Origin of the sequence: Parasphingorhabdus sp. SCSIO 66989 (assembly GCF_032852305.1) — a bacterium.
GTDB classification, from domain to species: Bacteria; Pseudomonadota; Alphaproteobacteria; order Sphingomonadales; family Sphingomonadaceae; genus Alterisphingorhabdus; species Alterisphingorhabdus coralli.
In genome coordinates, this window is the sequence record NZ_CP136594.1 from 2,331,677 (window position 1) to 2,345,074 (window position 13,398).

Annotated in this window: 14 protein-coding genes; 2 read left to right on the forward strand and 12 right to left on the reverse strand. The window is 56.7% G+C overall.

What is annotated here, in order from left to right:
* Positions 1-19: 19 nt before the first annotated feature.
* The 12 genes from rpsC to rpsL all read right to left on the reverse strand — a co-directional run bounded on the left by rpsC (position 20) and on the right by rpsL (position 9,198).
* On the reverse strand, positions 20-715 hold the full coding sequence (gene rpsC, locus RB602_RS10940) for a 30S ribosomal protein S3 (RefSeq protein WP_317080608.1): 696 nt from the start codon (positions 713-715) through the stop codon (positions 20-22).
* Positions 716-718: 3 nt separating this feature from the next.
* Complete coding sequence (gene rplV, locus RB602_RS10945; RefSeq protein ID WP_317080609.1) at positions 719-1,102, reverse strand: 50S ribosomal protein L22; 384 nt, start codon at positions 1,100-1,102, stop codon at positions 719-721.
* The gene (rpsS, locus tag RB602_RS10950; protein ID WP_317080610.1) at positions 1,102-1,377 is read right to left on the reverse strand and encodes a 30S ribosomal protein S19; all 276 of its coding nucleotides are present in this window, start codon (positions 1,375-1,377) and stop codon (positions 1,102-1,104) included. Before rpsS ends, rplV begins: the two co-directional genes overlap by 1 nt.
* A 3-nt stretch (positions 1,378-1,380) precedes the next feature.
* Positions 1,381-2,217: a 50S ribosomal protein L2 gene (rplB, locus tag RB602_RS10955; protein ID WP_317080611.1), complete on the reverse strand. Its 837-nt coding sequence runs from the start codon at positions 2,215-2,217 to the stop codon at positions 1,381-1,383.
* A gap of 19 nt (positions 2,218-2,236) precedes the next feature.
* Entirely contained in the window at positions 2,237-2,545 is a 309-nt protein-coding gene (locus tag RB602_RS10960; protein WP_317080612.1) for a 50S ribosomal protein L23, read from the reverse strand.
* Entirely contained in the window at positions 2,538-3,176 is a 639-nt protein-coding gene (gene rplD, locus RB602_RS10965; RefSeq protein WP_317080613.1) for a 50S ribosomal protein L4, read from the reverse strand. The genes RB602_RS10960 and rplD overlap by 8 nt, the downstream gene beginning before the upstream one ends.
* A 6-nt stretch (positions 3,177-3,182) precedes the next feature.
* Complete coding sequence (rplC, locus tag RB602_RS10970) at positions 3,183-3,974, reverse strand: 50S ribosomal protein L3 (protein WP_317080614.1); 792 nt, start codon at positions 3,972-3,974, stop codon at positions 3,183-3,185.
* 247 nt (positions 3,975-4,221) lie between these two features.
* Positions 4,222-4,533, reverse strand: coding sequence for a 30S ribosomal protein S10 (gene rpsJ / locus RB602_RS10975; protein ID WP_222989363.1), 312 nt, complete (start codon positions 4,531-4,533; stop codon positions 4,222-4,224).
* A 230-nt stretch (positions 4,534-4,763) separates the two neighbouring features.
* On the reverse strand, positions 4,764-5,954 hold the full coding sequence (tuf, locus tag RB602_RS10980) for an elongation factor Tu (RefSeq protein ID WP_317080615.1): 1,191 nt from the start codon (positions 5,952-5,954) through the stop codon (positions 4,764-4,766).
* 155 nt (positions 5,955-6,109) lie between these two features.
* Positions 6,110-8,203, reverse strand: coding sequence for an elongation factor G (gene fusA / locus RB602_RS10985; protein ID WP_317080616.1), 2,094 nt, complete (start codon positions 8,201-8,203; stop codon positions 6,110-6,112).
* Positions 8,204-8,327: 124 nt separating this feature from the next.
* The gene (gene rpsG / locus RB602_RS10990) at positions 8,328-8,798 is read right to left on the reverse strand and encodes a 30S ribosomal protein S7 (RefSeq protein WP_317080617.1); all 471 of its coding nucleotides are present in this window, start codon (positions 8,796-8,798) and stop codon (positions 8,328-8,330) included.
* A 28-nt stretch (positions 8,799-8,826) separates the two neighbouring features.
* Positions 8,827-9,198, reverse strand: a complete 372-nt coding sequence (gene rpsL, locus RB602_RS10995; protein WP_317080618.1) for a 30S ribosomal protein S12 — start codon at positions 9,196-9,198, stop codon at positions 8,827-8,829.
* Between the two features lie 404 nt (positions 9,199-9,602).
* Between rpsL and RB602_RS11000 the strand changes: the two genes are divergently transcribed.
* On the forward strand, positions 9,603-11,990 hold the full coding sequence (locus tag RB602_RS11000; protein WP_317080619.1) for a TonB-dependent receptor: 2,388 nt from the start codon (positions 9,603-9,605) through the stop codon (positions 11,988-11,990).
* A 139-nt stretch (positions 11,991-12,129) separates the two neighbouring features.
* Entirely contained in the window at positions 12,130-13,284 is a 1,155-nt protein-coding gene (locus RB602_RS11005; protein ID WP_317080620.1) for an acyl-CoA dehydrogenase family protein, read from the forward strand.
* Positions 13,285-13,398: the final 114 nt, after the last annotated feature.

Here is a 13,398-nt window from a genome sequence, read left to right on the forward strand (position 1 = left end):
AAATCTAAACAGCCGTCGCTCAGCGCGCCGGACGCACACCGGAGGTCTGCGCCTCCATCATCAGACGATCCTGCGCCATCGGGTCATGGCCCAGAATTTCGCCTTTGAAGATCCAGACCTTGATGCCGATGATGCCATAAGCGGTCAGCGCTTCTGACTCGGCATAGTCAACATTGGCACGCAGTGTGTGCAGCGGCACACGGCCTTCACGATACCATTCTACGCGGGCGATTTCCGCACCGCCCAGACGACCACCACAGGTGATCTTGATACCCTCTGCGCCAAGACGCAGCGCCGACTGCACCGCGCGCTTCATCGCACGACGGAAAGCAACGCGACGGATCAGCTGGTCACCAATGCCCTGTGCAACGAGCTTCGCGTCAACTTCCGGCTTGCGGATTTCGACGATGTTCAGCTTCACTTCGCTGTCGGTCATGGTGCTGAGCTTCTTGGTCAGCTTCTCAATGTCCGCACCCTTCTTGCCGATGATAACACCGGGGCGGGCAGCATAGATGGACACGCGGCACAGCTTGGCCGGACGCTCGATCACCACCTTCGAGATCGCTGCCTGGGGCAGGTTCTTGATGATGTAGTTGCGGATCGTGATGTCTTCCTTGAGCAGTTGCGCATAGTCAGCACCTTCGGCATACCAGCGGCTGTCCCAGGTACGGTTGATCTGCAGACGCAGGCCTATCGGATTACTCTTCTGACCCATGGCTTACGCCTCCTCTTCATCATGCTCGCGCACAACGATGCGCAGGCGGCTGAATGGCTTCAAAATGCGGCTCGAACGACCACGCGCACGGGTTGTGAAGCGCTTCATGGTGATCGACTTGCCGACACTGGCTTCCGATACGACCAGCGCATCGACGTCCAGATTGTGGTTGTTCTCGGCATTGGCGATGGCCGAGGCCAGAACCTTGCGTGCATCAACCGCCATGGCTTTTTTCGAGAAAGAGAGGATGTTCATCGCCTCTTCCGCTTTCTTGCCACGGATCAGCTGCGCCACCAGATTCAGCTTCTGCGCCGAACCGCGAATGGAGTTGCCGACAGCAAGCGCTTCACGCTCGCCAACCCGGCGGGGTGCAGATTGCTTGCCCATTATTTCTTGCCCTTCTTGTCTGCGGCGTGGCCGTAGTAAGTGCGCGTTGGAGCGAACTCACCCAGCTTGTGGCCCACCATGTCTTCGTTCACGGAGACCGGAACGAATTTGTGGCCATTATAGACATTGAACGTCAGGCCAACGAACTGCGGCAATACGGTTGACCGGCGCGACCAGGTCTTGATCGGAGCGCGGCCGCCATTTTCCTGAGCTTCTTCGGCCTTTTTCAGCAGGCTAAGCTCGACAAATGGTCCTTTCCAGACGGAACGTGCCATGACTTACCTCTTCTTCTTCGCGTGACGCGACCGGATGATCATCTTGTCGGTCTGTTTGTTCTTGCGGGTACGAGCACCCTTGGTCGGCTTGCCCCATGGGGTCACCGGATGTCGGCCACCCGAGGTACGGCCCTCACCACCACCATGCGGGTGATCGACCGGGTTTTTTGCAACACCACGGGTCAGCGGACGACGGCCCTTCCAGCGGGTGCGGCCAGCCTTGGCAAAGGTCTGGTTGGCATTGTCCGGATTGGACACGGCGCCAACAGTGCCCATGCACTCGCCACGAATGTAACGCTGCTCACCCGAATTCAGGCGAACGATGACCATGCCGCGGTCACGACCGACCAGCTGCGCATAGGTACCGGCTGCGCGGGCGATCTGACCGCCCTTGCCCGGCTTCATCTCGATATTGTGGATGATGGTGCCAACCGGCATCTGGCTCAGCTTCATCGCATTGCCAGGCTTCACATCAACCTTTTCACCGGCGATGACAGTATCACCAACAGCCAGACGCTGCGGCGCGAGAATGTAAGCAAGCTCGCCATCCTCATATTTGATCAGCGCGATGAAAGCCGAACGGTTGGGGTCATATTCCAGACGCTCAACGGTTCCGGCAACGTCGAACTTGCGACGCTTGAAATCCACCTTGCGGTATTTCTGCTTGTGACCGCCGGCAATGCCGCGCGAGGTCACATGACCTTTGTTGTTGCGGCCACCGGTCTTGCGCTTGCCTTCGACCAGCGCCTTGACGGGAGACCCTTTCCAGAGGTCGCTCTTGTCGACGAGCACAAGGCCGCGACGGGCCGGGCTGGTCGGGTTATATGTCTTGAGTGCCATTTTTCCTGTCCGTCCTGTCTTATACGCCGGTGGTCACGTCGATGGACTGACCTTCGGCCAGTGTGACGATGGCTTTTTTGATGTCGGAGCGGCGATAAGGGCGACCGCGCCAGCGCTTGGACTTGCCCTTTTGCACGATGGTGTTCACGCCGGTCACTTTGACGTCGAACAGAGCTTCAACAGCCGCTTTGATCTCCGGCTTGGTTGCGCTGTTGGCAACCTTGAAGACCACAGCATTGTTTTCACTGAGCAGTGTCGACTTTTCCGTGATGTGCGGCGCAACGATCACGTCATAATGACGGGCATCGATATTTGCTTTTTTAGCCATTGAAACGCGCCTCCAGCTTTTCAACCGCTGCGCGCGTCAGCACCAGCGTATCGTGTTTCATGATGTCATAGACATTGGCACCCATGGCCGGCAGGCTGTTCAAGCCAACCAGATTGGACGATGCTTTCTGGAAGCCTTCGGCTACCGCATCACCGTCAATCACCAGAGCGGTCTTGCCCAGACCCAGCTTGTCGAGATTGCCCTTGAGCGCCTGCGTCTTGGCTTCTTTCAGCTCGAGACTGTCAACAACGATCAGATTGTCGTTCTTGGCCTTGTCTGACAGCGCCATTTTGAGGCCGAGAGCACGGATCTTCTTGTTCAGCGACTGCTCAAAGTCACGCTTGCGCGGACCATGGGCCTTACCACCGCCGATAAAGATCGGAGCACGACGGTCACCATGACGGGCGGTACCACCACCTTTTTGACGACCGAACTTCTTGCCGGTGCGGGCAACATCGGAACGCTCACGCGCAGCACGCGCGGTGCCACGGCGATTTTCCAGCTGCCAGGTGACGACGCGGTGCAGAATGTCTGCGCGCGGCTCGACACCGAAGACATCGTCATTCAGCTCGATATCGGCTTTCGCGCCGGTGGGCGCTTTGCCTTCCAGGGCTTTTACCTTGATCTTCATTGTGCCTTACCCTTCCTGGCCGTCAGTGGCTTCAGGAGCCGGTGCAGCCTCCGCAGGCGTATCCGCTGCCTCTGCTACTGTTTCTTCTGCCGGAGCCTCTTCAGCCGGAGCCGCTTCCTTGGCGACTTCGACAAGTGCTGCCGGATAAGGGGCATCATCAGGACGTGCGACCTTAACGGCATCACGAACCATGAGCCAGCCACCCTTGGAACCGGGGACCGAACCCTTGACGAAAATCAGACCACGGGTTTCGTCGGTGCGCACAACTTCCAGATTCTGCTGGGTGCGCTGACGGTCACCCATCTGACCGGCCATTTTCTTGTTCTTGAACACCTTACCCGGATCCTGACGGTTACCCGTCGAACCGTGCGAACGGTGAGAGAGCGAAACACCATGGGTGGCGCGCAGACCACCAAAGCCCCAACGCTTCATGGCACCGGCAAAACCCTTACCCTGGGTGTGGCCGGTAATGTCGACCAGCTGGCCAGCGACATAGTGGTTGGCGGAAAGCTCTGCACCTACGTCGAGAATGGCATCATCAGCGACGCGGAATTCCGCAACGCGCTGTTTGGGAGCAACTTCTGCCTTGGCGAAATGCTCACGCTGGGGCTTGTTGACGTTTTTCGGCTTAGCCGCGCCTGCACCCAGCTGCACCGCGACATAGCCGTCACGGTCAGAATTACGAACCGAAACAACCTGACAACCTTCCAGCGACAGCACGGTCACGGGAACGTGACGACCGTCATCCTGGAAAAGCCGTGTCATTCCGACTTTTTTTGCGATCACACCTGTGCGCATGATCAGTCTCCTTACAGAGGCCCATCACAAACGATGCGACGGGCGTGACAATATTTGGCTGATCCGAAAACCAACCGGCGATCATGGCCCTATATTTTATGAGTGCCCCGCCCGGGCCATGGCCGCACCCGAAAGATGCGGAAAAGACGGGGGACTCAGCCCGGCTTGCCATAAGGCTTCCGGCGGTATCCCAATTTCATGTCCAGCCAAGCTGAACCGCCCGGATCAGGAGCCGGGCATCACTGGCTTAGGCCAGCTTGATCTCTACGTTTACGCCAGCAGCGAGATCGAGCTTCATCAGCGCGTCGACCGTCTGCGGTGTCGGCTGAACGATATCGAGCAGCCTTTTATATGTGCGAACCTCAAATTGCTCACGCGACTTTTTGTCGATGTGCGGACCGCGGTTCACGGTAAATTTCTCAATGCGCGTCGGCAGTGGAATCGGACCACGGATGAGCGCGCCGGTGCGGCGTGCGGTATCCGCAATATCGCCTGTCGCCTGATCGAGAACGCGATGATCAAATGCCTTAAGGCGAATACGAATATTCTGTGTTTCCATAATTCCAACTACCGATGCGAAAGAGCCCACCTTCGTTGAAACTTCGGCGGGCAAGTCCGCTTCAGTCTCTCAAAAGGCACCAAAACTAAAATTGCTTAATCCGCCGAAGCTCCGGATGGAGCGAAGGAGGACCAAAAACAAACCGCCCTGTAAAACCCGATGGGAGAACAGGGCGGCCTGCTTAAATTTGTGTGCCGCGAATCAATCTTCGCAGCGGTGAAGCGCCTATATTACGCTTTGATGGTGCTGACAACCCCAGAACCAACAGTCCGGCCACCTTCGCGGATAGCGAAGCGCAGACCCTGGTCCATAGCGATCGGTGCGATCAGCTTCACGCCGATGGTGACATTGTCGCCAGGCATGACCATCTCGGTGCCATCGGGAAGGATAACTTCACCGGTGACGTCCGTGGTGCGGAAGTAGAACTGCGGACGATAGTTGGCGAAGAACGGCGTGTGACGGCCACCTTCGTCTTTCGACAGCACATAAACTTCTGCGTCGAATTCGGTGTGCGGGGTAACAGAACCCGGCTTACACAGAACCTGACCACGCTCAACTTCCTCACGGCCGATGCCGCGGATCAGAGCGCCGATATTGTCGCCAGCTTCACCGCGATCCAGCAGCTTGCGGAACATTTCAACACCGGTAACGGTGGTCTTCTGGGTTTCCTTGATGCCAACGATTTCAACTTCGTCGCCAACATTGATAACACCGGTTTCAACACGGCCGGTAACAACGGTACCACGACCAGAGATCGAGAACACGTCCTCAACCGGCATCAGGAAGTCCTGATCAACCGGACGATCCGGCTGCGGGATGAAGTCGTCAACGGCAGCCATCAGCTCAAGGATCTTTTCCTTGCCAATATTGTCGTCACGGCCTTCCAGAGCGGCCAGAGCCGAACCAGCGATGATAGGAATATCATCACCCGGGAAGTCATATTCGCTGAGCAGTTCACGAACTTCGAGCTCAACCAGCTCAAGCAGTTCTTCATCGTCAACCTGGTCAACCTTGTTGAGGAAGACAACCATCGCCGGAACGCCAACCTGACGAGCAAGCAGAATGTGCTCTTTGGTCTGCGGCATCGGGCCGTCAGCAGCGTTAACAACCAGGATAGCGCCGTCCATCTGCGCCGCACCGGTGATCATGTTCTTAACATAGTCAGCGTGACCCGGGCAGTCGACGTGCGCATAGTGGCGGTTGTCGGTTTCATACTCAACGTGTGCGGTCGAGATGGTGATGCCGCGCTCACGCTCTTCCGGTGCCTTGTCGATGTTAGCGAAGTCAACGGCTTCACCACCGCCTACTTCTGCCAGCACCTTGGTGATTGCTGCAGTCAATGTGGTCTTACCATGGTCAACGTGACCGATGGTGCCGACGTTCACGTGCGGTTTCGTCCGCTCAAACTTTGCTTTTGCCATTTTTTCCTACCTTCACAATTTACTATCACCGGATAGTCTGCGCGGCGCTTTGGCGAGACTATCCCAATCTGTCAACACCCAATGAATTGCTTATGCCGAACAAAAACGGCGAACCGGCAATTCAACAAGAGAGCGCCTGTATTAAAATCAGCCGATTAGGCCATCTTCGCCGTCAGTTCCTCGGCAACATTATTCGGCACTTCCTCATAGTGAGAGAATTGCATCGAATATTGCGCGCGGCCCTGGGTGAATGAACGCAGCTCATTCACATAGCCGAACATATTGGCCAGCGGGACCATGGCATCGACAATCTGCGCGTTGCCGCGCGTATCGGTGCCCTGAATCTGACCACGACGGGAATTAAGGTCACCGATCACGTCACCCAGATAATCTTCCGGGGTGGTGATCTCAACCTTCATGACCGGCTCAAGCAGCTTGATCTTCGATTTCTGCGCCGCTTCACGCATTGCAGCGCGACCGGCGATCTCAAAGGCCAGAGCCGAGGAGTCAACGTCATGATAGGCGCCGTCATAGAGGCGAATATCAAAGTCGATGATCGGGAAGCCGATAAGCGCGCCGGTTTCGGCGGTCTCGCGCATACCCTTTTCAACGGCCGGGATATATTCCTTGGGAATATTACCGCCCTTGATCTCGTCATTAAAGGTGATGCCACTGCCGCGCTCGCCCGGAGTAACCTCGAACTTGACGCGGGCAAACTGACCTGAACCACCCGACTGTTTCTTATGGGTGTAGTCAATGTCAGCCGGATTGGTCAGCGATTCACGATAAGCCACCTGCGGCGCACCGACATTCGCTTCCACCTTGAATTCGCGTTTCATACGGTCGACCAGAATGTCGAGGTGAAGCTCGCCCATGCCCTTGATGATCGTCTGACCCGATTCATGGTCAGTCGAAACACGGAAAGACGGATCCTCGGCAGCCAGGCGATTAAGGGCAATACCCATTTTCTCCTGGTCAGCCTTGGTCTTGGGCTCAACCGACAGCTCGATAACCGGCTCAGGGAATTCCATACGCTCCAGAATGACCGGATCGTTCGGTGCACACAGCGTGTCACCGGTGGTGGTTTCCTTCAGACCAGCAATAGCTACGATGTCGCCAGCATAAGCCTCTTCAATGTCTTCGCGGTTGTTCGAGTGCATCAGCAGCATACGGCCGATTTTCTCGCGCTTGTCCTTCACCGAGTTCAGAACCGAACCCTTGGTAAGCTTGCCCGAATAGATGCGGGCAAAGGTCAGCGAGCCGACAAATGGGTCGTTCATGATCTTGAACGCCAGCGCAGCGAACGGCGCTTCGTCGTCAGACGGACGCTCTACTTCTTCGTCGCTATCGGGCAGAACACCCTTAATCGCGGGAACGTCGAGCGGGCTCGGCATATAGTCGACAACAGCGTCGAGCAGCGGCTGGACACCCTTGTTCTTAAACGCGCTACCACACAGCACCGGAACAAATGCACGCTCCAGCGTACCCTTACGGATAAGACGCTTCAGCGTTGCAACGTCAGGCTCATTGCCTTCCAGATACGCTTCCATCACATCATCGTCCTGCTCAACCGCAGTTTCGATGAGCTGTTCACGATACTCCGCAGCCTTGTCAGCCAGATCAGCCGGGATATCGACATAGTCGAACTTCGCGCCCAGCGCTTCGTCCTGCCAGACAATACCGCGATTGTTGACGAGATCGACTACGCCCTTGAGGTCGCTCTCTGCACCGATGGGGAGATACAGAACCAGCGGCGTCGCGCCGAGGCGCTCAACGATGGAATCTACGCAATAATAGAAGTCAGCGCCGGTACGGTCGAGCTTGTTGATGAAGCACATCCGCGGAACGCCATATTTGTCAGCCTGACGCCATACAGTTTCAGACTGCGGCTCAACGCCGGCAACGCCATCAAAAACCGCTACCGCGCCGTCAAGCACACGCAGCGAACGCTCAACTTCAATGGTGAAGTCCACGTGACCCGGCGTGTCGATGATGTTGATGCGGTGCTCTGGGCCTTCGCCATCTTCGGCGCGCCAGAAAGTGGTCGTCGCAGCAGAGGTAATGGTAATACCCCGCTCCTGCTCCTGCTCCATCCAGTCCATGGTCGCAGCGCCATCATGCACTTCGCCGATCTTATACGACTTACCGGTATAATAGAGAATACGCTCGGTCGTGGTGGTCTTACCGGCATCAATGTGCGCCATAATGCCGATATTGCGGTATTTTTCCAAAGGATGGCTGCGGGCCATGGTCTTTACTCCAGGGGTATGCGCCTGAACCTCGGTTCAGACATGTCAAAATCGGGCGCGATATAGGCAAAGGGGCCAGTCTTGACCAGCCCCTTTGTCCCATAAAATCACCCGGTCAAAAAGCTTACCAGCGATAGTGCGAGAAGGCACGGTTGGCTTCCGCCATTTTGTGCGTGTCTTCGCGCTTCTTCACTGCATTGCCACGGTTGTTCGATGCATCCATCAGTTCACCCGACAGACGCGCCGCCATGGTGGTTTCGCTGCGGCCACGCGCAGCAGCAATCAGCCAGCGAATGGCGAGAGCCTGTGCACGCTCGGGACGAACCTCAACCGGAACCTGATAGGTCGCACCACCAACACGGCGGGAGCGCACCTCGATACCCGGCTTCACATTGTTCAGGGCATCGTGGAACAGCTGCAGCGGATCGGTCTTTGCCTTGGCTTCCACCGAGTCCAGCGCGCCATAAACGATACGCTCTGCAACCGACTTTTTGCCATCCAGCATCAGGTTGTTCATGAATTTGGAAAGAACCTGATCACCGAATTTGGGATCAGGAAGGATAACCCGCTTTTCGGGCCTACGACGACGTGCCATATTCTAATACTCCTCGAAAAAGCGTGTCTTATTTAGGACGCTTGGCGCCATATTTGGAACGCGACTGCTTACGGTCTTTCACGCCCTGGGTATCCAGAACGCCGCGCAGTACGTGATAGCGCACACCGGGAAGGTCGCGCACACGACCGCCACGGATCAGAACCACGCTGTGCTCCTGAAGGTTGTGGCCTTCGCCCGGAATATAGCTGATGACTTCACGGCTGTTGGTCAGGCGGACCTTGGCCACCTTACGCAGCGCCGAGTTCGGCTTTTTCGGAGTCGTTGTGTAGACACGGGTACAGACACCACGCTTTTGCGGGTTCTGATCCATGGCTGGCACTTTCGATTTCGCCTTTTGCGGCGTCCGGCCCTTGCGGACCAGCTGATTAATCGTTGGCATAAATGCTTCACCTTGTTATTCAAACGGTTACTCTGACAATGAGATACGTCGGACTGTCGCCAGTCCCGGCAGGAGGCTCCGCCTTTGGCCCTGCCCGCACCTCACATCATTGTGTGCCGATTTTCATGTTTTCGCAGGCATGCTGATAGTCAGCATTGCGGCGAAGCGCGGCCCTTAACCGGGAACGGCCGCGTGGTCAAGCGCTTTAGGGGACGCAAGTGACCATATTCTCTCGCAACTCTAGCAGATGTTACGCGACTGCGAAATAAATGCTGCGTCGCAGCATAATCGTAAGAAAAAATTTATCGCACCGTCACAGCAATCGCATCGCCCTGTTACATTTCCGCCCCAATAGCCTCCGAAATGGTCGCAATACAGCATAACTCCATTTCAGGGGAAACATCATGGCTTTGTTATCGCATGGCGCACTCGCAGTCGCCTTGGCTACCGCTCCTTCCATCTCAGCAGATGAGATCAACGGCTCGGATCAACCGGTTACGCCTCAGGCGCAGGGCAGCACCACCGAAGATGAACAAGCCGAAGACACTATCTATCAGGGCGATGTCATCATCGTCTCGGCGCAGAAACGCGAAGAGCGGATCACCGATGTGCCGCTGACCATCACCGCACTGGGCGCGGAAGACCTGGACCGCTTGGGCGCACAGGAGCTTGACGAAATCTCGCTCTATGTCCCCGGCCTGTTTATTCAGGAGCAGAGTGCCAATAACCCGGGCTTTGTTATCCGCGGCATCACCTCGGACAGCGGTAGCGCGCAACAGGGTCCGCGTGTCACCGTCTATTACAACGGCGTCGATATCTCGCGCTCGCGCGGCGTCTATCAGGACCTTTATGACATGGAGCGGATCGAGGTCATTAAAGGCCCGCAAGCCACTTTGTTCGGCACCGCCTCGACCATCGGTGCGGTCAGCCTTGTCTCCGCCAAGCCCGAGCCCGGCACCTCGGCATCCTTGCGCCTCGGCTATGGCAATTTTGATATGTTTCAGGCGCAGGGCCATCTGAACTTCGGCAATGACGAGATTGCCTTGCGTCTCGCCGGTGCCTTTCGCCGCCGCGATGGCTGGGTGCGCAATATTGCCGGTGATCCCAATGTGTCCAACCAGAACACATCCGGCATCGACCAGCCCGATCTCTATGCGCAGAACCAGTTGGGTGTCCGCGCCTCGCTGCGCTGGACGCCGATTGCCATTCCGCTAACTGTCGATCTGGTCGGCACCTATGACCGCCAGCGCAATTCGGGCACGCCCTTTGTCTCCGGCACCCTGCCCGCCACCGGCGGCAGTACCTCACCTTTTGATCCGGTGGAGCTTTCCGGCTCGCCCTTCTCGCGCGAAGTGCTGGGGCTGGAAGAATTGGGGCTGGAGCGTGACGTTTATGACATCAGCCTGACGGTCAATTACGAGATCAGCGACAGCCTGACCTACACCCAGATCACTGCCTATCGCGAATTTGACTCGCTGGAAGTCTTCGATGCCGATGGTTCGCCCGCCTTTTATCTTGAGTTCGCAGAAGACGCCGAAGGCTATCAGGTCAACCATGAGAGCCGTTTGAGCTATGATAGCGATATCTTCCGCGGCTTTGTCGGTATCAACTATTTCTACGAGAATGGCAGCCAGGCCGTGCCTTTCTCCACTGAAGAAGGCACCTATCTGCAATGCGCTGCCGGGCTGATCCCCGGCCTTCCCTGCGTCGCTCCGGATGGCACGGTAACTGCGGAACAGGCCACCGCCTTGCTCACACAAGGTGCAGCTAGCTTTATACCCTATGCCTCGACTTTCCAGAATCGCGGTATCAATGATGCTTTTTCGGTCTTCTTTGACGGCACCCTCACCCCGACAACGGCACTGGAGTTGACCGCCGGTGTTCGTTTCCTGTTTGAAGACCGTCAGAGCTTTTTCTCTGCGGTGCAACCCAATTCGGTCATCACCGGCGCGCCTCTGCTCCCGGCTGTCGATACCGGCGGTGAGGAATTTGAAGCCGATGATGAGTTTTTCTCGATCCTGCCGCGCTTTAATGCGCTGTATCGCTTCACCGACAACCTCAACGCCTATGCCACCGTCTCGCGCGGTCGTCGTTCGCCGGTTATCGATGTTACTTCGGCGGCAGGTCCCAACGGCCCTGTTGCTGCTATCGATAATCTCCCGGCGGAATTTGTTTGGAACTATGAAGGTGGTTTGAAATATGCGGACTCCCTGATCCAGGCGAGCGTCGGCGTTTTCTATCAGGAATATGAGAACTTCCAGGTCACCATTCAGGAGGAAGGCAGCGGCGACTTCATCACCGTCAATGCCGGCAATGCCAGCAGCATCGGCGTCGAGGCGGAACTGAGCATCAGCCCGACCGACTGGCTGACCATCTTCGGCAATGGCGCCTATATTGATTCCACCATTGATGATGAGCCTGAGAACGGCGTGTTCGCCAATAACCGCTTCCGTCTGCAATCGGAGTGGCAGCTTTCCGGCGGTTTCACCGTGGATTACGACATTAACGAGAGCACCCGCTTCTTCCTGGCGCCTAGCGTCACCTATCAGAGCGACCTGTTCTTCGAGCTGCCCAATAACCCCACAATCGCCGAGGACGGCTATACGCTGGTCAATTTGCGCGGCGGTGTCAGCTTTGATGATGGCCGCTATGAAATTGCCGGTTTCGCCCGCAACATCTTTGACGAGCAGTACCTCATCGACGGCGGCAATACCGGCGGCTCTTTCGGTATTCCAACCTTTATTCCAGGTGAGCCTGCCTTTTACGGGGTGCAGGTAACGGCGCGTTACTGAGCAATATTATCCTCAAATCCGGGAATTTAATCGGTCAATTAAATTCCCGGTTGACCTAAACGGAAAGGTGGACATAGAAGGCTGGTGAAGGCGGCATCATCCATGCCTGCCAAGCGATAACCAATAAAGGATGCCTGATATGTCTCTCGATGCCCTTTCCCGCACCGCCTATAATGAAGACCATGAGGCGTTTCGTTCAACTGTGCGCCGCTTCATGCAGGAAGAGGTTGCGCCTAATGCGGTGCAGTGGGACGAGGACAAGCTGGTCCCGAAAGAGCTTTGGCCCAAGGCGGGTGAGCTCGGCCTGCTCTGCCCCACCGTCCCGGAAGAATATGGCGGTCTCGGCCTAGACTTTGGCTATAACGCCATCGTCAATGAGGAAGCGGCTTATCATGGCGGGTCGCCGCTGGGTTTCTCGCTTCAGTCGGACATTGTGGTCAACTATATCGTGCAATATGGCAGTGAGGAGCAGAAGCAGAAATGGCTGCCGCGCCTTGTGTCCGGCGAGACGATCACGGCCATCGCCATGACTGAGCCGGGCACCGGCTCCGACCTGCAGGGCATCCGCACCACCGCCAAAAAGGACGGCAACCACTATGTCGTCAATGGCAGCAAAACCTACATCACCAATGGCCAGAATGCCGATCTGGTGCTGGTCTGCGCCAAGACCGACCCCGATGCCGATCCGGCATGGCAGGGCGTGTCGATCATTCTGGTCGAAAGCGACCGCGAAGGCTTTGAGCGTGGCCGCAATCTCGACAAGATCGGTCAGGACGCCGCTGATACCTCGGAATTATTCTTCAACGATGTCCGCGTACCGATGACCAACTGTCTCGGCGAAGAGGGCAAAGGCTTTATCTATCTGATGAGCGAATTGCCGCAAGAACGTCTGTCGATCGCCGTTTCGGCGCAGGCATCAGCACAGAAAGCCTATGATGACACCGTCGCCTTCGTCAAAGACCGCAAGGCTTTTGGCAAGCCGGTGTTCAATTTCCAGAATACCCGCTTCGTCCTCGCTGACCTCAAAACCAAGCTGCAGGTCGGATGGGCGCATCTCGACTGGGCATTGGCGCGGCACAACAAGAAAGAACTGACCCCCGAAGAAGGCGCAGCAGCCAAGCTGTGGCACACCGAGCTACAATGGGAAATGATGGATAAGTGCCTGCAACTGCATGGCGGTGCTGGCTATATGAACGAGTATCCCATCGCCCGCGCCTGGCGCGCCGCCCGCGTCACCCGCATCTTCGGCGGCACCAATGAGATCATGAAAGAGCTGATTGGCCGGTCGCTTTAAGGCTGCCATTCTCCCTCCCTTCAAGGGAGAGAGATACGAAGACTTGGGCGCGCAGCGCCTTAGTCGCAGTTGAGAGAGGGTGTGCCATTTCTCATACCCCCTCACCCTCATCCA

Excerpts from the sequence above, each read along its gene's own strand:
- rpsC (WP_317080608.1), bottom strand. The coding sequence starts at position 715 with ATGGGTCAGAAGAGTAATCCGATAGGCCTGCGTCTGCAGATCAACCGT.
- rplV (WP_317080609.1), bottom strand. The coding sequence starts at position 1,102 with ATGGGCAAGCAATCTGCACCCCGCCGGGTTGGCGAGCGTGAAGCGCTT.
- rpsS (WP_317080610.1), bottom strand. The coding sequence starts at position 1,377 with ATGGCACGTTCCGTCTGGAAAGGACCATTTGTCGAGCTTAGCCTGCTG.
- rplB (WP_317080611.1), bottom strand. The coding sequence starts at position 2,217 with ATGGCACTCAAGACATATAACCCGACCAGCCCGGCCCGTCGCGGCCTT.
- RB602_RS10960 (WP_317080612.1), bottom strand. The coding sequence starts at position 2,545 with ATGGCTAAAAAAGCAAATATCGATGCCCGTCATTATGACGTGATCGTT.
- rplD (WP_317080613.1), bottom strand. The coding sequence starts at position 3,176 with ATGAAGATCAAGGTAAAAGCCCTGGAAGGCAAAGCGCCCACCGGCGCG.
- rplC (WP_317080614.1), bottom strand. The coding sequence starts at position 3,974 with ATGCGCACAGGTGTGATCGCAAAAAAAGTCGGAATGACACGGCTTTTC.
- rpsJ (WP_222989363.1), bottom strand. The coding sequence starts at position 4,533 with ATGGAAACACAGAATATTCGTATTCGCCTTAAGGCATTTGATCATCGC.
- tuf (WP_317080615.1), bottom strand. The coding sequence starts at position 5,954 with ATGGCAAAAGCAAAGTTTGAGCGGACGAAACCGCACGTGAACGTCGGC.
- fusA (WP_317080616.1), bottom strand. The coding sequence starts at position 8,203 with ATGGCCCGCAGCCATCCTTTGGAAAAATACCGCAATATCGGCATTATG.
- rpsG (WP_317080617.1), bottom strand. The coding sequence starts at position 8,798 with ATGGCACGTCGTCGTAGGCCCGAAAAGCGGGTTATCCTTCCTGATCCC.
- rpsL (WP_317080618.1), bottom strand. The coding sequence starts at position 9,198 with ATGCCAACGATTAATCAGCTGGTCCGCAAGGGCCGGACGCCGCAAAAG.
- RB602_RS11000 (WP_317080619.1), top strand. The coding sequence starts at position 9,603 with ATGGCTTTGTTATCGCATGGCGCACTCGCAGTCGCCTTGGCTACCGCT.
- RB602_RS11005 (WP_317080620.1), top strand. The coding sequence starts at position 12,130 with ATGTCTCTCGATGCCCTTTCCCGCACCGCCTATAATGAAGACCATGAG.